The sequence below is a fragment of the Micromonospora tarapacensis genome (assembly GCF_019697375.1).
Lineage (GTDB): Bacteria > Actinomycetota > Actinomycetes > Mycobacteriales > Micromonosporaceae > Micromonospora > Micromonospora tarapacensis.
Genome location: NZ_JAHCDI010000003.1, coordinates 578537 through 601162, shown reverse-complemented (window position 1 = coordinate 601162; position 22626 = coordinate 578537). Strand labels below are relative to the sequence as shown.

Sequence of the window (22626 nt, the reverse complement as noted above, 5' to 3'; positions counted from 1 at the left end):
TGTAGGCACCGGGTGCGACAGCGCTCAGCCCCGGGCGGTGAGGGCCCCGAGGCGCTGCGCCCAGTCGCCACCGACCGGCTCCAACTCCGCCGTCCGGGTGTCGTCGTCGTGCCGATGCAGGCGGATCCGCAGATGGGCGTCGGCCAGTTGCTCGACGAGTCCTTCGCCCCACTCGACCACGGTCACCGAGTCGTCGACCGACGCGTCAAGGTCGAGGTCGTCGATCTCGGCCCGGGGGTTGCCCGCGTCGCCCAACCGGTACGCGTCGGCGTGCACCAACGCCACCTGCCGCCCGTCGACCGGATCGGGGCGGTGCACCCGGGCGATCACGAACGTCGGCGAGGTGATGTCACCGAGCACCCCCAGGCCGGCGCCGATCCCCCGGGTCAGCGCGGTCTTGCCGGCACCCAGCGGGCCGGTCAGCAGCACCAGGTCACCGGCGCGCAGCAGCCCGGCCAGCCGCTGCCCGAAGGCGTGCGTGTCCGCGACGGTCGGTAGCACGATCCGGCTCACGACCCGTTCCGCCCGCAGCTGTCGAGGAAGCGGACCAGCGCGGCGTCGACCTGGTCGGCGTGCTCCAACATCACCACGTGCCCGCTGTCGGGGATCTTGACGAACTCGGCGTGCGGCAGCCGCCGGACGATCTCCTCCGAGTGGGTCGCCGGTGTGATCATGTCCTTGTCGCCGACGATCACCAGCACCGGCGTGCCCGCCAGCGTGGCCAGCGCCGGAAACCGGGAGTGGGTGGCGAGGGTACGCAGGTAGCGGGTCACGGTGTCGGCCGCGGTACGCGAGTTCATCTCCTCCACGTACGACACCAGGGCCGGACTCGGGTTGCTGGTGCCGAAGCCGTACCTGCGGGTCAGCAGCCAGGCCACGTTGCTGGTCGAGCGGCGGGCCCGATCGATCACCGCGCCGCCGTACCGGGTGACGTTGCCGGCCATGTAGAGCACCGGAGCACCGACCCGGCCGAGCAGGGCGGGCGCGACCAGCTTCGTCTCCGCCAGCAGCCCGCCCGAGGTGGCCATCAGCACCGTGCCCACCACCCGGTCACCGAACATCTCCGGGTACAGCTCCGCCAAGGCCATGATCGTCATGCCGCCCATGGAGTGACCGACCAGCACCAGCGGCCCCTCCGGGGCGACCTCGTCGATCACCCGGCGCAGCGTGTGCCCGAGCGCCATCAGGTCGTAGTCGCCGCTCTCCAGCCGACCCGACCGGCCGTGCCCGGGCTGGTCGTACGCGACGATCCGGTGCTCGCCCCGCTCGGCCAGCAGCTTGCGCTGGAAGTGGAAGGTGCCCATGTCCAGGCAGAAGCCGTGCACCAGCAGCACGGTCGGGTTGCCCTCGACCGGCCGGGTCGGCTCGACCACCTCGACGTGGATGTCCGTGCCGTCCGGCATCTCCAGCCGGTACGCCTCGTCGTGCCGCTGCTCGCCGAACGCCTCCTCGGCGTACGGGTCGGCGGCGTCCGCCTTGAGCCGGCGGACCAGCGCCCGTTCCGTCGCCACCCCGGCGGCCAGCCCGGCGGCGGCGACCCCAGCGCCGCACCGACCAGACCGGCGGCCTTGCCGGCGGTGGTCCGGGGCCGGGGGATACGCAGTCCCGTCATGTCGAACCGTCGTAGACGCGCGGGACCCGGGTGCTGCCGAAGCGGGTGACGATCTCGTAGTTGATGGTGCCGACCGCCTCGGCCCAGTCGTCGGCCGTCGGCTCGCCGTCGGCGCCACTGCCGAACAGCGTGGCCACGTCGCCGGCGACCACCGGGTCGTCGCCGCAGTCGAGCACGAACTGGTCCATGCAGACCCGGCCGGAGATGATCCGGCGGCGCCCGCCGAGCTGCACCGGAGCGGCGTTCGAGGCGTGCCGGGGCACGCCGTCGGCGTAACCGAGCGGCACCACGGCCAGGTTCGCCGCCCGATCGGTGGTGTACGTGTGGCCGTAGGAGACGCCCACGCCGGCCGGGACGCGCTTGGTCAGCATCACCCGGGCTCGGGCGGTCATCGCCGGGCGCAGTCCGTAGGTCTGGCCCGCCACCGGGGAGAGGCCGTAGACGGACAACCCCGGCCGGACCAGGTCGAAGTGGGTGTCGGGCCGGGTCAGGGTGGCCGCCGAGTTGGCCAGATGCCGGTAGCGCGGTCGCAACCCGGCCCGCTCGACCATGGCCAGACCCTCGTGGAAGACGGCCAGCTGACGGTCGGTGGTCGGGTGGCCGGGCAGGTCCGCGTAGACGAAGTGGCTCCACACCCCGACCACCTCGACCAGGCCGTCGGCCTGCGCCTTGGCGGCGGCGTCGAGCAGTGCCGGCCAGTCGGCGACGGTCGCCCCACCCCTGGCCAACCCAGTATCGATCTTGAGGTGCAGCCGGGCCGGTAGCGCGGCGATCCGGCTCGCCTCGACCATCTCGGCCAGCTGCGGGAGGCTCGCCACGCCCAGGTCGACGCCGGCCGTGACGCCGGTGTGCAGCGGCAACCCCGGCGCGAGCAGCCAGGCCAGCACCGGGGCGTCGATGCCGGCCGCGCGCAGCGCCAGCGCCTCGTCCAGGGTGCAGACACCGAGCCAGTCCGCCCCGGCGTCGAGCGCGGCCCGGGCCGCCGGCACCATGCCGTGGCCGTAGCCGTCGCCCTTCACCACCGCCATCAGCTCGGCGTCGGTGCTGGCGCGCAGCCGGGCCACGTTCGCCCGGATCGCGTCAAGGTCCACGCGTACCTCGGCCTGCCACATGCCCCCAGCCTACTTTCCGCGCTGATCACCGCGGCGGGTAGTCAGGGCAGGCGGGCCAGCACGGGACGCAGCGCGGCGGCCACGTCCGGCGCGGTCACCGGGCCACCCGGGCCGCCTCCCGACCGGCCAGCCCGTGCAGGAACGCCGCCGCGGCGGCGGCCCGCTCCGGCGGCAACCCGGCCGCGAGCAGTGAGCCGAGCAGTCCGGCCAGCACGTCACCGGTACCGCCGGTGGCCAGCGCCGGGGTGCCGGTCGGGTTGACGTACGCCCGCCCGTCGGGTGTGCCGATCACCGTGCGGTCCCCCTTGAGCAGGACCACCGCGTTCATCCAGGCGGCCAGTCGCAGCGTGGCGGCGACCCGGTCGGCGCCGGGCTGCTCGCCGCAGAGCCGGGTGAACTCCCGGTCGTGCGGGGTGACCACGATCGGTGCGTCGCGCCCGCGCAACCGGTCGGCGAGGGAGCCGTCCACCAGCAGGGTCAGCGCGTCGGCGTCCAGCACCACCGGCACCGGTGCGGCGAGTACGGTCCGCAGCTCCGCCGCCGCCGGCTCGCCGGTACCCAGCCCTGAGCCGCACACCCACGCCTGGACCCGGCCGGCGTCGGCCACCCGACCGGTGGCGATCACCGAGGGATGCTCGCGGACCACCTCGTCCCGGGCGCCTCCGGCGTAGCGGACCAGGCCGGTCGGGCCGGCCAGCGCACCGCCGACGGAGAGCACCGCCGCGCCCGGGTACGTCGCGGAACCGGTGGCGACGCCGACCACTCCCCGGGTGTACTTCTCCGAGGTGGGACCGAGCGCGGGCCACCAGTCGGCCACGTCCGACCACTGCACGACGTGCAGTGCCGGGCTGCCCCGCAGCCACGGCGCCAGCCCGATGTCGACCAGCTCCACCTCGCCGGCCAGCGCCGCGGCGGGTCCGACCGCCAGCGCCGGCTTCAACGCGCCGAAGGCCACCGTCACGTCGGCACGCACCGCGTTGGGCTGGCCGGACGGGGTCAGCGGCACGCCCCCGGTGTCCACCTCGACCCCGCTGGGCACGTCCACCGCCACCACCGTCGCCCGGGCACCGTCGCGCCCGCGGTGGCGCAGCAGGCTCGCCGCGAGCTGCTCGGCGGGCTCCCGCAGCCCGCCGTGACCACCGATGCCGACGATGCCGTCGAGCACCAGGTCGACCACGGCCGGTGGGCGCTCGACGATCCGCCCCCGGCGGCCCGCAACGCGGCCAGCCCCTCGGCGTGGGCCTGTCCCGGGCGCAGCAGCAACGCCGACACGGCCGCGCCGCGTCGCGCCAGGCGGGCCCCGGCGTACAGCGCGTCGCCGCCGTTGTCACCGGAACCGACGAGCAGCAGCACCGGCGCCGCGTACACCCCGCCCCGGTCGGCGAGCAGGAGGGCGCAGCGTCGGGCCAGGCCGGCGGCCGCGCGTTGCATCAGCGTGCCGGGCGCAAGGGTGGCCATCAGGGCCGCCTCCGCCGCGCGTACGTCCGCCACCCGCCAGACCGGCCTCATGCCACACCTCCGGTTCCCCGCGCCCGACGCTCAGCCGGCGACGATCACGCGGCCCACCCTACCGGCGCGGGCGCCGCAAGATAGCCGCCGGCCGGGTGCCCGGCAACGCCTGTGGACAACCTCGCGGTACGCCCGCCGCCGGTCGTCCACAGGGCACCCCCGCAGCCGCCCCGTGCCGCCTAGCGTCGTCTGCGTCGTGGGCGAGAGGCGGGAGGGGTCGATGACCGAGGACGAGCTGACCGTGCGGCCGGAGCTGCTGCACCGGATCGGGCGGTCGCTGGGCGACACCGGGCACCGGCTGGCCCACGGGCTGGCCGGCGTGCCGGGACTGGCGGCACCGGCCGGGGAATGGTCGACGGCCGGGGCGCTGGCCCGACTGGAGGCGTCGGTGCACGCCTGGTCCGGTCGGCTCGGTGCCCGGGTCGCGGAGACCGGTGACGCGGTGCGGGCCGCCGCCGGGGCGTACGAGTCGGTGGACGCGCGGGCCGCCGCCCGGTTGTCGGCGCTGCCCCGGTGACCGGGTCGACGCCGACCCGGTCCGCACCGGGGCAGGTCGGTTACGCCCAGCTCTCGACGACCGACCCGGCCGCCTGGCGGGCCAGCGGGGCGGCCTGGGCGGGCCTGGCCGGGCTGGCCGAGCGACGGGCCGGCGAGCTGGCCGACGGCGCCACGGCGCTGCGGGCCGGCTGGTCCGGCGACGCCGCCGGAGCCGCCGGTGCGCGGCTGTCCGGGCTGCGGGCCGAGCTGGTCGCGCTGGTCCCGGCGGCGATCGAGACCGACCAGGTGCTCGCCGAGTTCGCCACGCGGCTGTCGGCCGCGCGGGCCCGGCTGGCCGGCGCGGTGGCGCTGGCCGCCACCGCGGGCGTGCTGATCGACCGCTGGGGAAAGGTCCGCGCCGACCCGGCCCGGGTTCCGGCCGACCGGGCCGGTCCCACCGTCCTGCCGGTGTCGACGGCCATCGGGAACGCCCTCGACCTGGCCACGGCCGCCGACCGGGAGGCTGCCGCGCGCCTCGGCCGGCTGGCGGCGGCGGCCGGTTCCGGCTGGGCCGTCCAACCGCCGCCGCAGCGACCCGCCCCGCCCGCCGATCCCGCCCTGGTGCGCCTCTGGTGGGCCGGGCTCACACCGGCCGAGCGGCGGTGGTTGGTGGTGCACGAGCCCGAACTGGTCGGCCGGCTCGACGGCGTGCCGGCCGCCGCACGTGACCAGGCCAACCGGCTGCTGCTCGGGCTCCGGCGGGAGGCGCTGCTCGCGCAGTGGGAGCAGCTGCTGGGGCGGGTGCCCCGAGGGGCGCTGGAGCTGGCCGGGCTGCGCCGCGTCGAGGCCACCCTGACCGGCCTGGACGCGCTCGCCGCCCGGCTGGATTCGCCCCAGCCGCCGCGGGCGTACCTGCTGGGGCTGGATGTCGGCGGCGAAGGGCGGGCGGTGGTGACGCTGGGCAATCCGGACCGCGCCGCCGGTGTCCTGACCTACGTGCCGGGGATGACCACCGGGCTCGACGACGCCACCGGCGAACTGGGCCGGGCGGGGCGGGTGCTGGCCCGCTGCGCCGAACTGGCACCGGGCGAGGAGACCGCCGCGGTGCTCTGGCTGGACTACGACGCGCCGGACTTCCTCCACGAGGCGGCCTGGGACGGGCAGGCCCGCGCGGGCGGCGACGCGCTGCACCGCTTCCAGGAGGGGCTGCGGGCCACCCACGACGGGCCGCCGGCCCGGCAGACCGTGCTCGGGCACAGCTACGGGTCGCTGGTGGTGGGCACGGCCGCACGCGATCACGGGCTGGCCGCGGACGCACTGGTCTTCGTCGGCTCACCGGGGGTGGGCGTGGCGCACGCGACGGAACTCGGTGTGCCGGCCGGGCAGGTGTGGGCCAGCACCGCCCCGGACGACGTGATCCGGCTGACCCGCCCGCCGGACGACCTGGCCCGGCAGGCGTTGCTCGGCGTCTCCCCGATCGGCACGATCGCGGGGTTGCTGACCGGGTCGGGCGACGAACGCTGGTTCGGCCGCGACCCGGCCGATCCGGCCTTCGGTGGCCGGACGTTTCCCAGCGGCCGGCACGGCCACACCGGCTACTGGGATCCGGCCAATCCGGCCCTGGACGGCATGGCCCGGATCGTCCTCGACCGGTGACCGCCCCCGGGCTACTCCACGGTGACGGACTTGGCGAGGTTGCGCGGCTGGTCGACGTCGTGTCCCCGGGCGGCGGCGATCTCGGCCGCGAACACCTGCAACGGCACCGTGGTCACCAGCGGGGCGAGCAGCGTCGGCGTACGCGGCACGTGGATCAGATGGTCGGCGTAGCGGACGACCGACTCGTCACCCTCCTCGGCGATCACGATGGTGCGGGCGCCACGGGCGCGCACCTCCTGGATGTTGGAGACGACCTTGTCGTGCAGCATGCCCCGACCCACCGGGGACGGGACGATGCAGATCACCGGGGTGCCCCGGTCGATAAGCGAGATCGGGCCGTGTTTCAGTTCGCCCGCGGCGAAGCCCTCGGCGTGCATGTACGCCAACTCCTTGAGCTTCAGCGCCCCCTCCAGCGCCACCGGGTAGCCGACGTGCCGGCCGATGAACAGCACCGTCGGTTCGGACTTCAGCTCCCGGGCCAGCTCGCGGACCGGCTCGATCCGCCCGAGCAGGTCGCGCAGCTTGCCCGGCACCTGGTGCAGCTGCTCGACCACGGCCGCCACCTCGTCGGCGTACTTGACGCCACGCACCTGGGCCAGGTGCAGGCCGATCAGGTAGCAGGCGATCACCTGGGTGAGGAACGCCTTGGTGGAGGCGACGGCGATCTCCGGCCCACCATGGGTGTAGAGCACCGCGTCGGACTCCCGGGGGATGGTGGAGCCGTTGGTGTTGCAGATGGCCAGCACCCGGGCCTTCTGCTCCTTGGCGTGCCGCAGTGCCATCAGGGTGTCCATCGTCTCGCCGGACTGCGAGATCACCACGATCAGGGTGGACCGGTCGAGCACCGGGTCGCGGTAGCGGAACTCGCTGGCCAGCTCCACCTCGCAGGGGATCCGGGTCCAGTGCTCGATGGCGTACTTGGCCACCATCCCGGCGTGGTAGGAGGTACCGCAGGCGACGATGAAGATCTTGTCGACGTCGCGCAGATCCTGGTCGCTGAGGCGGACCTCGTCCAGGGCGATCTCACCGGTCTCGGTGAGCCGGCCGAGCAGCGTGTCGGCGACGGCCTGCGGCTGCTCCTCGATCTCCTTGAGCATGAACCAGTCGTAGCCGCCCTTCTCCGCGGCCGAGGAGTCCCAGTCGATGTGGAAGTCCTTGCCGCTGGCGGGCTGCCCCTCGAAGTCGGTGATCTCGATGGTGTCGGCGGTGATCAGGACGATCTGGTCCTGACCCAGCTCGACCGCCTCGCGGGTGTGCTCGATGAACGCGGCCACGTCGCTGGCGAGGTAGTTCCCCCCGTTGCCCCGGCCGACCACCAGCGGTGAGTTGCGGCGCGCGCCGACCACCGCGCCGGGCACCGCGGCGTCCACGGCGAGCAGCGTGAAGGCGCCCTCCAGCCGCTGGCAGACCACCCGCATCGCGGCGGCGAGCAACTGCGGCCCGTCCGGCTGGCCGGCCGCGCGCAGGTCGGCCAGGGCCGCGGCGAGCAGGTGGGCGGCGCACTCGGTGTCGGTGTCGCTGGTGAACTGGACGCCCTCGTCCTCCAGCTCGGTGCGGAGCTTGGCGAAGTTCTCGATGATGCCGTTGTGGATCACCGCGACCCGGCCGTCGGGTGACAGGTGCGGATGGGCGTTACGGTCCGTGGGGCCGCCGTGGGTGGCCCACCGGGTGTGCCCGATGCCGGTGGTGCCGTCGCCGATGCCGATCGGGCTGGCGCCGCAGCCGCTCGGGTCCTCGGCGGCCCGCTCGGAGAGCACCTTCTCCAGGTTGGCCAGCTTGCCGGCCTTCTTCTCGGTCAGCAGCTCCCCGTCGCAGACGATGGCGACGCCGGCCGAGTCGTAGCCGCGGTATTCCAGCCGCCGCAAGCCGTCGAGCACGATGCCGAGCGCCGGTCGGCCACCGGCGTAACCCACGATTCCACACATGACAGGCAGCCTAACCAGTTTCGCTCACGATGTCTGCGCGAAACCCGGGTAAACAATCACTGAATTTGAGCATTCTAGGTCGCGTCGGTGATCGCAGTCACAAAGCACCCAGCCCGCGCGAATCGACCCGGCGGATCGCACCCGTACCCTGACGGGCGTGACGAGCACCGATGTCGACCCGCTGGTGACCCGGATGCGCCCGTTCGGGACGACGATCTTCGCCGAGATGTCCGCCCTCGCCGCGCGCACCGGCGCGGTCAACCTCGGGCAGGGCTTTCCGGACACCGACGGCCCGCCGGAAATGCTCGCCGCCGCGGCCGAGGCACTGCGTTCCGGCCGCAACCAGTACCCGCCGGGACCGGGCATCCCCGAGCTGCGCACGGCCGTGGCCGCGCACCAGCGCCGATTCTGGGGGCTGGAGTACGACCCGGACGGCGAGGTGGTGGTGACCGCCGGTGCCACCGAGGCGGTCGCCGCGGCGATCCTCGCCCTCTGCGAACCCGGTGACGAGGTGATCTGCTTCGAGCCGTACTACGACTCGTACGCCGCCTCGATCGCGCTGGCCGGGGCGGTGCGGCGCCCGGTCACCCTGCGCCCCGGCCCCGACGGGCGGTACGCCTTCGACCCGGCCACGCTGCGCGCCGCCTTCGGCACCCGCACCCGACTGGTGCTGCTCAACTCCCCACACAACCCGACCGGCAAGGTGTTCACCCCGACCGAACTCGCCCTGGTCGCCGAGCTGTGCCAGCAGCACGGCGCGTACGCGGTGACCGACGAGGTCTACGAACACCTGGCCTTCACCGACGCGGCGAGCGGGCACGTGCCGTTGGCCACGCTGCCCGGAATGCGCGAGCGTACGCTGCGGATCTCCTCGGCCGGCAAGACCTTCTCCTGCACCGGCTGGAAGGTGGGCTGGGCCAGCGGACCGCCGGCGCTGGTCTCGGCGCTGCTGCGGGTCAAGCAGTTCCTCACCTTCGTCAACGCCGCACCCCTGCAACCGGCGGTGGCGGTGGCACTCGGGCTGCCCGACTCGTACTTCGCCGGCTTCCGGGCCGGCCTACAGGCCCGGCGGGACCAGTTGGTCGACGGGCTGACCGAGGCCGGTTTCGACGTGCTCACGCCCGAGGGGACCTACTTCGTCACCGCGGACGTCACCGCCCTCGGCGGGCGCGACGGTGTCGAGTTCTGCCGCGCGCTGCCCGAGCGGTGCGGCGTGGTGGCCGTGCCGACCCAGGTCTTCTACGACGATCCCGAGGCCGGCCGGCGGCTGATCAGGTTCGCCTTCTGCAAGCGCCCCGAGGCGCTCACCGAAGCGGTCTCCCGGCTGCGCGCCAACCAGGCGAGTTGATCAAGAAGGCGGGCTCGCGGTGCGGACCTGGGCGGCGATGCGCTCGGCGACCTCCCGAGCGGTCGCCTCGCTGGCGGCCTCCACCATCACCCGGACCAGTGGCTCGGTGCCCGACGGGCGCAGCAGCACCCGCCCGGTCTCGCCCAGTTCCGCCTCGGCCCGCTCGACCTCGGCGCGGACGGCGGGCGCGGCGGCGCCCACGGTGCGGTCGCCCACCGGCACGTTGATCAGCACCTGCGGCAGTTTGGTCACCACGGCCGCGAGGTCCGACAGGGTCCGGCCGGTGGCCGCGATCCGGGCCATCAGGTGCAGCCCGGTCAGCACCCCGTCGCCGGTGGTGGCGTACGCCGGCAGCACGATGTGTCCGCTCTGCTCGCCGCCCAGCGCCAGTCCGGAGGCGCGCAACTCCTCCAGCACGTACCGGTCGCCGACCTTGGTCTCGACCAGCCGGATGCCCTCGGCGGACATGGCCAGACGCAGACCGAGGTTGCTCATCACGGTGGCCACCAGGGTGTCCGCGGTCAGCGTGCCGGCCTCCCGCATGGCCAGGGCGAGGATCGCCATCACCTGGTCGCCGTCGACCTCGTCGCCGTCGGCGGTCACCGCCACGCAACGGTCGGCGTCACCGTCGTGCGCGAGGCCGAGGTGCGCGCCGTGCTCCACGACCGCCTGGCGCAGCGCCTCGATGTGATTGGACCCGCAGTCGTCGTTGATGTTGAGTCCGTCGGGTTCGGCGTTGATCGCGATGACCTCGGCGCCGGCCTCCCGGTACGCCACCGGGGCCACCTCGGCGGCGGCGCCGTTGGCGCAGTCGACCACGACCTTGATCCCGTCCAGGCGGTGCGCCACGGTGCCGACCAGGTGCTGTACGTAGTGGTCCGCGCCATCGAGCAGGTCGTGCACCCGGCCCACCCCCGCGCCGACCGGGCGCTTCCAGGCGGTGGTGGCATTGGCCTCGACAGCCGCCTCGATCCGCATCTCGATCTCGTCGGGCAGCTTGTGCCCGCCTGCGGCGAAGAGCTTGATCCCGTTGTCCGGCATCGGGTTGTGCGAGGCCGACAGCATCACCCCGAGGTCCGCCTTGGCCTCCGCGGTGAGGAACGCCACGGCCGGCGTGGGCAGCACGCCGACCCGGATGACCGTCGCGCCCGCGCTGGTCAGCCCGGCCACCACCGCCGCCTCCAGCATCTCGCCGCTGGCCCGGGTGTCCCTACCGACCACGGCCAGCGGCGCGTGGCTCCGATCCGACTCGGCGAGGGTGTGTGCGGCGGCCACCGCCACCGACAGCGCCAACTCCGGGGTGAGATCGGCGTTTGCCCGCCCGCGTACGCCGTCTGTGCCGAACAACCGGCCCATACCCACCAACCTCCGATGAAACTGCCGATGCGGGAGAAACTGCCCTGCCACGAAGAGACGGAAACGGCCGACCCACCTCCCCCGTGAGGGGAGGCGGACCGGCCGTCCGTCAGAAGTACAAGGTGCGGCTGGAGGTCAGCGCTTCGAGTACTGGGGAGCCTTGCGGGCCTTCTTGAGGCCGTACTTCTTGCTTTCCTTGACCCGGGCGTCCCGGGTCAGGAAGCCGGCCTTCTTGAGCGCCGGGCGGTCGTCGGGCTCGTTGACGATCAGCGCCCGGGCGATGGCCAGCCGCAGCGCACCGGCCTGGCCGGTGGTGCCGCCGCCCCGCAGGTTGGCGATGACGTCGAACGCCTCGGGCTTCTCGGCGGTGACCAGCGGATCCTTGATCAGCTGCTGGTGCACCTTGCTCGGGAAGTAGGCCTCCAGGTCACGCCCGTTGCAAGTGATCTTGCCGGTGCCCGGGACGATACGGACCCGGACGATGGCCTCCTTGCGCCGACCCACGGTCTGGATCGGGCGGTCACCACGAGGCGCGCGGGCGACGGGCGCCGGCGCCTCGGTGGCCTCGGGGGCAACCTCGGTGGCGGTGATGTCGGTCATGCTGCTTCCTTCGCCCGCGCTCACTGCGCGATCTGCTTGATCTCGAACGGCACCGGCTGCTGCGCGCTGTGCGGGTGCTCGGCACCGGCATAGACCTTCAGCTTCTTGATCAGCTGACGGCCGAGCTTGTTGTGCGGAAGCATGCCCTTCACCGCCAGCTCGATGGCCCGCTCGGGGCGCTTGGAGAGCAGCTCCTCGTAGCCGACCTGCTTGAGGCCACCCGGGTAACCGGAGTGCCGGTAGGCGATCTTCTGCTGGCGCTTGTTGCCGGTCAGCGCGACCTTGCCCGCGTTCACGACGACGACGAAGTCGCCCGTGTCGACGTGCGGCGCGAAAGTCGGCTTGTGCTTGCCCCGCAGCAGCGTGGCGGCGTGGGTGGCCAGACGGCCCAGCACGACATCAGAGGCGTCGATGACGTGCCACTGACGCTCGATCTCACCCGGCTTCGGGCTGTACGTACGCACAGGTCTACCTTGTCTCGTCGTCGGTCTGGGGTCGCGCGCCGAGGTGACCAGGACCTCCCGGCCGAACAGCGCGCACGAACGACCAAGCGTACCTCAGGCGGCACGCCCACAGATGTCGTACAACAGCAGGTAACGATACCCGCAGCCCCGCCGGCCGGTCAAAACGGGGTCCGGCCGGCGTGCCGAACGGGGCCGGCATGATCGGAATCACACCCCTGCGCGGGCCATCCGGCTTCCCGGCCGCAGGTACGTCGCCCAGGTGACCAGCAGCAGCACCAGGAAGAACCCCACGTAGAAGCGTAGTGCCGGCTGGATGCCGCCGTAGGTCGACCGCGCCCAGGCATAGCAGATCGGCACGAGGAAGCCCCCGAAGGCGCCGACCGCGGAGATGATGCCCAGGGCGCCGGCGGCCTGCCGGCGCATCGACAGCATCACCTCCGGCGCACCACCCTGGTCCTCCCCCTTGACCTGGAAGATCCTGCTGATCATCCGGTAGGTCGAGCCGTTGCCGACGCCGGTGGCCACGAAGAGCAGCAGGAAGGCCGCGAAGAACACGCCCATGCTGCGCCGCTCGACCGACCAGAGCGCGGCCAGGGCGCCGGCGGCCATCAGCACGAAGCTGGCCACCGTGACCCGGGCGCCACCGACCAGGTCGGACAGGCGGCCACCGAACGGCCGGCACAACGAGCCCACCCCCGCCCCGAGGAACGCCCACGCCAACGCCACGTCCGGCCGGCCGAACACCGAGGTGAGCAGGGTGGGAAAGGCCGCCGAGTAGCCGATGAACGAGCCGAAGGTGCCGATGTACAGCAGCGACATGACCCAGGTGTCGCGGTGCCGCAGCGACGACCAGACCGGCCCGACGTCGGCCTTGGCCTCGACCAGGTTGTCCATGAAGAGGTACGCGCAGACCGCGGCGATCACCGCCAGCGGGATGTACATCAGGCCGGCCCGGGCCAGCACCAGCCCACCGCCGAGCACGATCACCTGGGGCACCACGAACTGCACCACGGCCACCCCGATGTTGCCACCGGCGGCGTTGAGCCCCAGCGCCCAGCCCTTCTCCCGCTCCGGGTAGAAGAAGGAGATGTTCGCCATGCTGGAGGCGAAGTTGCCGCCGCCGAGCCCGGCCGTCGCGGCGATCAGCAGCAGGGGCAGGAAGCCGATCTCCGGATGCTCGACCGCCCAGGCCAGGCCGGCGCACGGCACGATCAGCAGCAGCGCGGAGACGACGGTCCAGTTCCGGCCGCCGAACACCGGCACGGCAAAGGTGTACGGCAGCCGCAGCAGTGCGCCGACCCCGCTGGGCACCGCGGTCAGCCAGAGCGCCTGGCTGGTGGTCAGCTGCCAACCGGCGTCGCCGAGCCGGACGACGACGATGCTCCACAGCAGCCACACCGAGAAACCGATATGCTCGGCGAAGATCGACCAGATGAGGTTGCGGCGGGCGACACCACTGCCGACGCCCCGCCAGAAGCCCGGATCCTCCGGGGCCCAGTGCCCGATCCATCGCCCTGGTCGACGGTCCAGGTCTTCCGCTTCGATTACCGCTGGCTTCGCGCTCGTGGTGGTCATGGCGCAGAAGCTAGGTAGCGGCCGTTACCGCCGCATTCGCCCTTCGGGTCGGCCGGGCAACGGGGATCGCACCACGGGTGGCCGACGGTGGTGAGGACCGCGTCGAATCAGAGCTGTTGCAGGATACGCAGCGCGCGGTCGACCCGCCGCATGGTCTCCGCGTCGGCCACGTCGACGCACTCGGTGAACCACTTCTTCATCGGCGAGGAGACCCGGTCGGGCATCACCACCCAGCGGCCCATCGGTACCGCCAGGGGCGAGTCGCGCAGCAGCGCCGCCTCGACCACCTCGGCCACGATCACGATCGGCACCGCGGTCGAGTTGTAGACATCGGAACTGACCACCAGCCCGAGCCGTTCCCGAGCCCCCTCGATCCGCCAGACCTCGCCCCTACGCAGCACGCGGGCGACCGCCGAAGAGCAGATCGTCGACCAGGCCCACCTCCTGGGCGTCGGCCAGGGACGCGGACTCCAGATCCAGCCCGGCGCGCCCGACGGCGGCGGCGTGGGCGGCGAAGACCTCGCGCAGCGCCTTCTCCTGGGCCGCCTGGTCCATCCAGGCGGAGAGCGAGAGCCCCTCGCGCTTCGCGAACCGCCGGGCCTCCGCGATCGTCTCGTCCGAGAACGACAAAGTCACCTTGGCAGTCATGCCGCACAGCCTACCCACTGGTATGACCGCCAGTCATCCCAGTCCACCCGCCGGCACTGTCCCACCCGCCGGTGCTGTCCCACCCGCCGGTGCTGTCCCCACCCGCCGGCCACGTCCCACCCGCCGGCGCTGTCGAGCTGATAGCGCAGACGAATCGCCGCCGCCTCTGCTCCACCGCCGTGCCGACTTCCGCAGCTCGATCGCCTTCTGCCGGCGCCATCGCCCTTGGCTCGACAGCCTCACCGCAGCACCCCGCAGCTCAGCCGACCGTCCGCAGTTCAATCGATGTCCAGCAGTTCCGGGGCGGAGCCCGGACCTAACCTGAGAGCGAAAGCGGTTCAGCTCGACAGTGCGCGCGGCAGGTTGATGCTCTCCCCCGCTCGACGGCCCAGCCCTGCTCGACGCGGCCCAGCCCCACTCGACGGAGCGCGGCCGACCGGGCCCGGAGCGCAGCCGCCGAGGACGGCGAGCCGCCACGCCTTGAAGTAGCAGTCCACGTCCTCAAGCCCGGCCTCGGATCCCACCGGGCCGCAGCGTCCCGGCCGCCCGCCGGTAGAGGTCTCGCTTGCCGGTGTCCTCCAGGCACCAATCGGCGGCGTGACGCATCGTAACCGCTGGCCACCGCGTCGAACGTCTCGGCCACACCCATGCCGTCTCCCAAATAGCAGGAGGTCTGTTCCATATTGCGGACCCTGCAAGCTTGCCCCCAGCCGACGTGCAGTGTGAGCGGCTCTTGACAGGACCGAAACAAACGGGACGCGGACCGGAAACTGCCCAACGGCACGCTTTGCCGACATGACAGACGGTGCACAGCCGGCGACACGACCGGGGCAGGCGCCCCGAGAGGTGGCCACGCACTGCCCGTACTGCGCTCTCCAGTGCGGGATGATCCTGCGCGAGGAGGCTGGTGAGGTCAGCGTCCTCCCCCGGCAGTTCCCCACCAACCGGGGTGGCCTGTGCCAGAAGGGTTGGACCTCGACCGACCTGCTCGGCCACCCGGAACGGCTGACCACCCCCCTGCTGCGCGACCCGGCCAGCGGCGAGCTGCGCCCGGCGAGCTGGAGCGCGGCCCTGGACCGGATCATCACCGGTGTCCGCGACATCCAGGAGCGCCACGGCCACGACGCGGTCGCCGTCTTCGGCGGCGGCGGGCTCACCAACGAGAAGGCGTACGCGCTGGGCAGGTTCGCGCGGGTGGCGCTGCGCACCCGGCACATCGACTACAACGGACGGTTCTGCATGTCCTCGGCCGCCGCGGCGGGCATGCGGGCCTTCGGGGTGGATCGGGGCCTGCCGTTCCCCCTGTCCGACCTGGGCCGGGCGGACACTCTGCTGCTGGTCGGCGCGAACCCGGCGGAGACCATGCCACCGCTGGTGCGCTGGCTGACCGAGCAACGGGAGCGGGGCGGTCGGCTCATCGTGATCGACCCGCGGGTGACCGCCACCGCCCGGCAGGCCGACCTGCACCTGCAACCGCTGCCGGGCACGGATCTGGCGGTGGCGAACGCGCTGCTGCACCTCGCCCTGACCGAGGGCTACGTCGACGGGGACTACGTCGCCAGCCGCACCACCGGTTTCTCCGCCGTACGGCGCACCGTGGCGGGCTGGTGGCCGGCCCGCGCCGAGGCGCTCTCCGGCGTGCCGGTGGCCGACCTGGAGGAGACGGCCCGCGCCCTCGGCACCGCCGGGCGGGCGATCATCCTCACCGCACGCGGGGCCGAACAGCACGCCAAGGGCGTCGACACGGTCACCGCCTTCGTCAACCTCGCGCTCGCGCTCGGCCTGCCCGGCCGCCCCGGCTCCGGCTACGGCTGCCTGACCGGGCAGGGCAACGGGCAGGGTGGCCGGGAGCACGGGCAGAAGGCCGACCAGCTGCCCGGGTATCGGAAGATCGACGACCTGGAGGCCCGCGCCCACGTCGCGCGGGTCTGGGGCGTACCCGCCGACGAGTTGCCCGGTCCGGGCGTGCCGGCCTACCAGTTGCTGGACTCGTTGGGGACGGCGTCAGGGTCACGGGCGTTGCTGGTCTTCGGTTCCAACCCGGTGGTCTCCGCACCCCGAGCGGCCCGGGTCGAGAGCCGGCTGCGCGACCTGGACCTGCTGGTCGTCGCCGACTTCCTGCTCTCCGAGACGGCGGCGCTGGCCGACGTGGTGCTGCCCACCGCGCAGTGGGCCGAGGAGGACGGCACGATGACCAACCTGGAGGGACGGGTGTTGCGCCGCCGGGCGCTGCGCCGGCCTCCGGCGGGGGTCCGCACCGACCTGGAGATCCTGGCCGACCTCACCGCCCGCCTCGGGACACGGGGCCGGGCCCCCTCCGACGACCCCCACACGGTCTTCGGCGAGCTGCGGCGGGCCTCGGCCGGCGGCATCGCCGACTACGCCGGGATCAGCTGGGACCGGATCGACACGGCCGACGGGGTGTTCTGGCCATGTCCCGAGGAAGACGGGCCCGACTCGCCCCGACTCTTCGCCGACCGGTTCGCCACGCCCGACGGGTTGGCCCGGTTCCATCCCGTGGAGCACCGGCCGGCGGCCGAGGAGGTCTGCGCGGAGTACCCGCTGCACTTCACCACCGGACGGGTGCTCGCGCAGTACCAGTCCGGCACCCAGACCCGCCGGGTGGCCGCGCTGCGCCGGGCCGCCCCGGATGCCTTCGTGGAGTTGCATCCCGACCTCGCCGACCGGTTGGGGCTGACCGACGGCGAGGCGGTACGGGTGGTCTCCCGGCGGGGCGAGTTCCAGGCACCCGCCCGGGTCAGCCCGACCATCCGGCCCGACACCGTCTTCGCGCCGTTCCACTGGGGTGGGCAGGCCCGGGCCAACTCCGTCACCAACGACGCCGTCGACCCGATCTCCGGGATGCCCGAGTTCAAGATCTGCGCCGTACGGCTGGAGAGGGCATGAGCGGCGCGCAGCGGAGGGCCGGCACGAGCGAACGGGTCGTGGTCGTCGGCAACGGGATGGCCGGCTCCCGCCTCGCGGCGGAACTGCACGCCTGCGGCGAGGACCTGAAGGTGACCGTGCTCGGCGCGGAGCCGCACCGGGCGTACAACCGGATCATGTTGTCCACCCTGCTCGCCGGGAAGATCGGTGAGCCGGACGTGGAGTTGGCGGAGGCCGCGGGGCGCGGCGTCGACCTGCGCACCGGGGTCACGGTCACCGAGATCGACCGCACCGCCGGGCAGGTACGCACCGACGACGGTGACCGCATCCCCTTCGATCACCTGGTGCTCGCCACCGGCAGCCGGGCGGTGGTGCCGCCGCTGCCCGGCCTCGACCCGCAGCGCCTTCCGGAACGGGTGATCCCGTTCCGCACCCTCGACGACTGCCGGCGCATCCTCGCCGTGGCCGGTGCGGCGCGGCGGGCCCTCGTGCTCGGCGGCGGGCTGCTCGGGCTGGAGGCTGCCCGCGGCCTCGCCGCCCGAGGCCTCGACGTGGGCGTGGTGCACCGGGTGCCGTACCTGATGGAACGCCAGCTCGACCCGGCCGCCGGCGCGGTGCTCGCCGGCACGCTCACCGGTCTCGGGGTGACCACCCACCTGGCGGTCACCCCGACCGGAGTCGAGGCCGGCGCGTCCGGGGTACGCCTGGAGCTTTCCGACGGGCGGTCGCTCGACGCCGACCTGCTGGTGCTCGCCTGCGGAGTACGCCCCGACATCGCCCTCGCGACCGGTGCCGGGCTGGCCACGGAACGGGGTGTGCTGGTCGACGACCGGCTACAGACCAGCGACCGGCGGATCTCGGCGATCGGTGACTGCGCGCAGCACGAGGGCACGCTGACCGGGCTGGTCGCGCCGGCCTGGGCGCAGGCCCGAGTGGTCGCCCAGGTGCTGACCGGGCAGGACCCGCTGGCCCGGTACCGGCCACGGCCGGTGGTGACCCGGCTCAAGGCGGCCGGCATCGACCTCGCCGCGATGGGTGACCCGGCGGGCGGCCCCGGCGAGGAGCTGACCTTCGCCGACCCGGCCCGCGGCACCTACGCGCGGCTGCGAATCCACGGCGAACGGCTGGCCGCCGCGATCCTGCTCGGCGACAACCCGTCCGTCGGCACGGTGATCCAGCTGTTCGACCGCGGTCACCCGGTCCCGGCCGACCGACGGGCACTGCTGCTCGGCCGCGCCGTCGGCGGCGCCACCGCGGCGCCCGCCGTGTCACCGGCGCTGATGCCGGACGCGGCCACGGTGTGCCAGTGCAACACGGTCAGCAAGGGCGCGCTGGTGAACTGCTGGCGGAGCGGGGCCCGCACGCTCGACGAGGTCGTCGCCGGCACCAGGGCCGGCACCGGCTGCGGCGGGTGCCGGGACGCGGTCGCCGGCATCGTCGATTGGTTGTCCAAAGCGGATCCGGTGGAGGTGGGACGATGACCGGCGGCAGGGTGGTCGTCATCGGCAACGGCATGGTCGGCGAACGGTTCGTGGACGCGCTGCGCTCGCGCGACCCGCAGGGACGCTGGCGGGTCACGGTCCTCGCCGAGGAGACCCGACCGGCGTACGACCGGGTACGACTCTCGGCGTACTTCGACGGGGCCGGCGCCGACGAGCTGAACCTGCACACCCCGCACGACGGCGTCGAGTTGCGCCTCGGCGAACCGGCGACCGGCGTGGACCGGACCCGTCGGGTGGTGACCACTGCCGCGGGTGAGCATCCGTACGACGTCCTGGTGCTCGCCACCGGGTCGTACCCCTTCGTGCCACCGGTGGACGGTGCCGGCCTGCCGGGTGTCTTCGTCTACCGGACCCTGGACGACCTCACCGCGATCCGTGCGTACGCCGACGGCCGGCGCCACGGGACGGTGATCGGGGGCGGCCTGCTCGGCCTGGAGGCAGCGAACGCGCTGCGCCTGCTCGGGCTGGGCGCCAGCGTGGTGGAGTTCGCCCCCCGGCTGATGCCGGTGCAGGTGGACACCGCCGGGGGCGCGATGCTCCGCCGCTACGTCGAGGACCTGGGCGTGGCCTGCCATCTGGGGGTGGCCACCACCGCGCTGCGTGCCGGCCCGGACGGGGCCGTGACCGCCGTGGAGTTGGCCGACGGCACGGTGCTCGACGCGGAGCTGGTCGTGGTGGCCGCCGGGATCCGCCCCCGCGACGAGTTGGCGCGGGCGGCCGGGCTCGACCTCGGTCCGCGCGGTGGCGTGCTGGTCGACGCCGGCTGCCGGACGGTGGACGAGCGGATCTACGCGGTCGGCGAGTGCGCGGCCGTCGAGGGCACCTGCTACGGCCTGGTCGCCCCGGGATACGCGATGGCCGAGGTGGTGGCCGACCGGCTGGTCGGCGGCGCGGCCGTCTTCCCCGGCGCGGACACCGCCACCAAGCTGAAACTGCTCGGCGTCGACGTGGCCTCCTTCGGCGACGCGCACGGCGCCACACCGGGTTGCCTGGACGTGACCTGGACCGACCCGGCCACCCGGGTGTACGCCAAGCTCGTCCTCTCCGACGACGCCGCGACACTGCTCGGCGGGGTGCTGGTCGGTGACGCCGCCGCCTACCCGACGCTGCGGGCCAGCGTCGGCGGGCCGCTGCCGGCCGCCCCGCTGGCCCTGCTGGCTCCCGAGGGTGCGACGGGTACGACGGCCGGGGCCCTGCCCCCGACCGCCCAGGTCTGCTCGTGCAACGCGGTGACCCGGGCGGAGATCGACACGGCGATCGCCGGCGGCTGCACGGACGTGCCCGCCCTGAAGGCGTGCACCCGGGCCGGGACCAGCTGCGGTTCCTGCGTACCGATGCTGAAGCAGTTGCTCGACGCGGCGGGCGTCAGCCAGTCCACGGCTTTGTGCGAACACTTCGATGTCAGCCGCCAGGAGCTGTTCGACATCGTCCGGGTGCGTGGCATCCGGACGTTCTCCCGGCTGATCGCGGAGCACGGCCGGGGGCGCGGCTGCGACATCTGCAAGCCGGTCGTCGCCTCGATCCTCGCCTCGCTCGGCAACGGTCACATCCTCGACGGCGAGCAGGCCTCGTTGCAGGACACCAACGACCACTTCCTGGCGAACCTGCAACGCGACGGGAGCTACTCGGTGGTGCCCCGGATCCCCGGCGGGGAGATCACCCCGGAGAAGTTGATCGTCATCGGCCAGGTGGCCCGGGACTTCAACCTCTACACGAAGATCACCGGTGGGCAGCGGATCGACCTGTTCGGTGCCCGGGTCGAGCAACTGCCGCAGATCTGGCGCCGGCTGGTGGATGCCGGGTTCGAGTCCGGGCACGCCTACGGCAAGGCGCTGCGAACGGTCAAGTCCTGCGTCGGTTCCACCTGGTGCCGCTACGGGGTGCAGGACTCGGTCGGGCTGGCCGTCGCCCTGGAGCTGCGCTACCGGGGACTCCGCTCCCCACACAAGATCAAATCCGCGGTTTCCGGCTGCGCCCGGGAATGCGCCGAGGCGCGGAGCAAGGATTTCGGGGTCATCGCCACCGAGACCGGATGGAACCTCTACGTCGGCGGCAACGGCGGCTTCCGGCCACGGCACGCCGACCTGTTCGCCACCGACCTGTCCACCGAGGCGCTGATCCGACTGATCGACAGGTTCCTGATGTACTACGTCCGGACCGCCGACCGGCTGCAACGTACGGCCGCCTGGATCGAGGCGATGGACGGCGGCCTCGACCATCTCCGGTCGGTGATCGTGGACGACTCGCTCGGTCTCTGCGTCGAACTGGACGCCGCGATGACGCGGCACGTCGCGTCGTACTCCGACGAGTGGCGCGACGTGCTCGACGACCCCGACCGGCTGCGCCGGTTCACCTCGTTCGTCAATGCGCCCGACGTGCCCGACCCGTCGATCACCTTCGCCACCGAACGCGGCCAGCCGGTGCCGGTCGGCGGCCAGCCCCCTTCGGAGGGACGCCAACCGGTCACGCTCGGCCTGCCGGAGGTGCGGCGATGACCACCACGACGACGTTGCGCTGGACCACGATCTGCCCGCTGGACCGGCTGGATCCGGATCGGGGCGTCGCCGCCCTGGTCGACGGGGTGCAGGTGGCACTCTTCCGGACCGCGGACGGGTTGTACGCGATCGACAACCGCGACCCGGTCGCCGGGGCGTACGTGCTCTCCCGCGGCATCGTGGGCAGCCGGGGTGGTGTGCCAACGGTCGCTTCGCCGCTGCACAAGCAGGTCTACGACCTGCGCACGGGGGATTGTCTCGACCTGCCCGGGGTCGCGGTGGCCCGGCACGAGGTTCGTTGCCGGGACGGCATGGTCGAGGTGCGGTTGCGACAGGAGGGCTGATGCGCGAAGAACTGGCCGGCTTCACCATCGGGGTGACCGCCGACCGGCGGCGGGACGAACTCGCCGCGCTGCTCCAACGGCGCGGCGCCCGGGTGGTGCTCGCCCCCGCCCTGCGTATCGTGCCACTCGCGGACGACACCGAACTGCGCGAGGCCACCCGAGCGTGCCTGGAACGGCCGCCGGACATCCTGATGGCCAACACCGGCATCGGGATGCGCGGCTGGCTGGAGGCGGCCGAGGGATGGGGGCTGGCCGAGCCGTTGCGCGGGGTCCTCAGCGGCGCCTACGTGGTGGCCCGGGGTCCCAAGGCACGCGGGGCGATCCGCGCGGCCGGGCTGTACGACCAGTGGTCGCCCGCCTCGGAGAGCTGCGACGAGGTGGTCGACCACCTGCGCCGCCGAGGCGTGTCCGGCCAGATCATCGCCATGCAGTTGCACGGCGAGCGGCAGCCGGAGTGCACCCGCGCGCTGGAGGAGGCCGGGGCGACCGTGATCGAGATCCCGGTCTACCGCTGGGCCCCACCGACCGACCCGGCACCGCTGCACCGGCTGGTCGACCTGGTGGCCGGCCGGCTGGTGGACGCGGTCACCTTCACCTCGGCACCGGCGGCGGAGGCGCTGCTGCGGGCCGCCGGCGACCGCACCGAGGCGGTGCTGGACGCGCTGCGCGGTGACGTGCTGGCCAGCTGCGTCGGCCCGGTCACGGCGGAGCCGCTGGTCCGCCGCGGGGTGCCGGTGAGCGCGCCGAGCCGGGCCGGCTCGGCGCGCTGGTGCGCACGATCGTGGACGAGTTGCCCCGGCGAACGGTCACCATCAAGGTCGCCGGGCACCTGCTCACCCTGCGGGGCCATGCGGCGGTGGTGGACGGCGAACTGCGTCCGCTCGCCCCGGCGCCGATGGCGGTGCTGCGGGCCCTGGCCCAGACGCCGGGGCGGGTGCTGTCGCGTACCGCGCTGCTGCGGACGCTGCCGCGGGGCGCCGACGAGCACGCCGTGGAGATGGCGGTGGCCCGGCTGCGGGCCGGCCTGAAGGCCCCTCGTGTCGTGCAGACGGTGGTCAAGCGCGGCTACCGCCTCCGCGTCGACTGAGGCGGGTCTGTCCCGCCGGACCGGCCTGAG

17 protein-coding genes and 3 pseudogenes are annotated in these 22626 nt (G+C 73.3%); 8 read left to right on the top strand and 12 right to left on the bottom strand.

Features of this window, described 5'->3' with window-relative positions:
- Positions 1-24 precede the first annotated feature (24 nt).
- The 4 genes and pseudogenes from tsaE to KIF24_RS03720 form a co-directional block, all read right to left on the bottom strand.
- A complete protein-coding gene (gene tsaE / locus KIF24_RS03735) occupies positions 25-513 on the bottom strand; it encodes a tRNA (adenosine(37)-N6)-threonylcarbamoyltransferase complex ATPase subunit type 1 TsaE (protein WP_331461000.1) in 489 nt (162 codons plus the stop codon).
- Positions 510-1612, bottom strand: a pseudogene (locus KIF24_RS03730) (alpha/beta fold hydrolase). Before KIF24_RS03730 ends, tsaE begins: the two are co-directional and overlap by 4 nt.
- Positions 1609-2724, bottom strand: a complete 1116-nt coding sequence (gene alr, locus KIF24_RS03725) for an alanine racemase (RefSeq protein ID WP_221082762.1) — start codon at positions 2722-2724, stop codon at positions 1609-1611. The pseudogene KIF24_RS03730 and the gene alr overlap by 4 nt, the downstream one beginning before the upstream one ends.
- Positions 2725-2765: 41 nt before the next feature.
- Positions 2766-4233: pseudogene (locus KIF24_RS03720) on the bottom strand (NAD(P)H-hydrate dehydratase).
- Positions 4234-4453: 220 nt separating this feature from the next.
- On the opposite strand from KIF24_RS03720, the gene KIF24_RS03715 reads away from it, so the two are divergent.
- Together KIF24_RS03715 and KIF24_RS34295 are read left to right on the top strand one after the other, a co-directional pair.
- The gene (locus tag KIF24_RS03715; RefSeq protein WP_221082761.1) at positions 4454-4750 is read left to right on the top strand and encodes a type VII secretion target; all 297 of its coding nucleotides are present in this window, start codon (positions 4454-4456) and stop codon (positions 4748-4750) included.
- On the top strand, positions 4747-6366 hold the full coding sequence (locus KIF24_RS34295) for an alpha/beta hydrolase (RefSeq protein ID WP_221082760.1): 1620 nt from the start codon (positions 4747-4749) through the stop codon (positions 6364-6366). Before KIF24_RS03715 ends, KIF24_RS34295 begins: the two co-directional genes overlap by 4 nt.
- A gap of 11 nt (positions 6367-6377) precedes the next feature.
- Here the strand turns inward: KIF24_RS34295 and glmS are convergent, their stop codons facing one another.
- Positions 6378-8291 carry a glutamine--fructose-6-phosphate transaminase (isomerizing) gene (gene glmS / locus KIF24_RS03705; RefSeq protein WP_221082759.1) on the bottom strand — a complete coding sequence of 638 codons (1914 nt, stop codon included), beginning with the start codon at positions 8289-8291 and terminating at the stop codon, positions 6378-6380.
- 157 nt (positions 8292-8448) lie between these two features.
- Here glmS and KIF24_RS03700 point away from each other — a divergent pair, with 157 nt between their 5' ends.
- Positions 8449-9639, top strand: a complete 1191-nt coding sequence (locus KIF24_RS03700; protein WP_221082758.1) for a pyridoxal phosphate-dependent aminotransferase — start codon at positions 8449-8451, stop codon at positions 9637-9639.
- Here KIF24_RS03700 and glmM read toward each other — a convergent pair whose 3' ends face one another.
- The 7 genes from glmM to KIF24_RS03665 form a co-directional block, all read right to left on the bottom strand.
- A complete protein-coding gene (glmM, locus tag KIF24_RS03695; protein WP_221082757.1) occupies positions 9640-10995 on the bottom strand; it encodes a phosphoglucosamine mutase in 1356 nt (451 codons plus the stop codon).
- Positions 10996-11130: 135 nt separating this feature from the next.
- The gene (gene rpsI, locus KIF24_RS03690; protein WP_102658823.1) at positions 11131-11595 is read right to left on the bottom strand and encodes a 30S ribosomal protein S9; all 465 of its coding nucleotides are present in this window, start codon (positions 11593-11595) and stop codon (positions 11131-11133) included.
- Between the two features lie 20 nt (positions 11596-11615).
- Positions 11616-12059: a 50S ribosomal protein L13 gene (gene rplM / locus KIF24_RS03685; RefSeq protein WP_221082756.1), complete on the bottom strand. Its 444-nt coding sequence runs from the start codon at positions 12057-12059 to the stop codon at positions 11616-11618.
- A 207-nt stretch (positions 12060-12266) separates the two neighbouring features.
- On the bottom strand, positions 12267-13634 hold the full coding sequence (locus KIF24_RS03680; protein ID WP_221082755.1) for a NarK family nitrate/nitrite MFS transporter: 1368 nt from the start codon (positions 13632-13634) through the stop codon (positions 12267-12269).
- 107 nt (positions 13635-13741) lie between these two features.
- Complete coding sequence (locus KIF24_RS03675; protein WP_221082754.1) at positions 13742-14035, bottom strand: type II toxin-antitoxin system PemK/MazF family toxin; 294 nt, start codon at positions 14033-14035, stop codon at positions 13742-13744.
- Positions 14025-14282 carry a DUF6364 family protein gene (locus KIF24_RS03670; protein WP_221082753.1) on the bottom strand — a complete coding sequence of 86 codons (258 nt, stop codon included), beginning with the start codon at positions 14280-14282 and terminating at the stop codon, positions 14025-14027. Before KIF24_RS03670 ends, KIF24_RS03675 begins: the two co-directional genes overlap by 11 nt.
- A 338-nt stretch (positions 14283-14620) precedes the next feature.
- Positions 14621-14806 (bottom strand): hypothetical protein, encoded by a 186-nt coding sequence (locus KIF24_RS03665; RefSeq protein WP_221082752.1) that lies wholly within the window; start codon positions 14804-14806, stop codon positions 14621-14623.
- Positions 14807-15167: 361 nt separating this feature from the next.
- Here KIF24_RS03665 and KIF24_RS03660 point away from each other — a divergent pair, with 361 nt between their 5' ends.
- The 5 genes and pseudogenes from KIF24_RS03660 to KIF24_RS03640 all read left to right on the top strand — a co-directional run bounded on the left by KIF24_RS03660 (position 15168) and on the right by KIF24_RS03640 (position 22596).
- Complete coding sequence (locus KIF24_RS03660; RefSeq protein ID WP_230415119.1) at positions 15168-17189, top strand: molybdopterin oxidoreductase family protein; 2022 nt, start codon at positions 15168-15170, stop codon at positions 17187-17189.
- On the top strand, positions 17186-18649 hold the full coding sequence (locus KIF24_RS03655) for an FAD-dependent oxidoreductase (protein ID WP_221082750.1): 1464 nt from the start codon (positions 17186-17188) through the stop codon (positions 18647-18649). Before KIF24_RS03660 ends, KIF24_RS03655 begins: the two co-directional genes overlap by 4 nt.
- Entirely contained in the window at positions 18646-21165 is a 2520-nt protein-coding gene (gene nirB, locus KIF24_RS03650) for a nitrite reductase large subunit NirB (protein WP_221082749.1), read from the top strand. The genes KIF24_RS03655 and nirB overlap by 4 nt, the downstream gene beginning before the upstream one ends.
- Positions 21162-21509, top strand: coding sequence for a nitrite reductase small subunit NirD (gene nirD, locus KIF24_RS03645; protein WP_221082748.1), 348 nt, complete (start codon positions 21162-21164; stop codon positions 21507-21509). Before nirB ends, nirD begins: the two co-directional genes overlap by 4 nt.
- Positions 21509-22596 (top strand): annotated as a pseudogene (locus KIF24_RS03640) (uroporphyrinogen-III synthase). Before nirD ends, KIF24_RS03640 begins: the two are co-directional and overlap by 1 nt.
- Positions 22597-22626 lie beyond the last annotated feature (30 nt).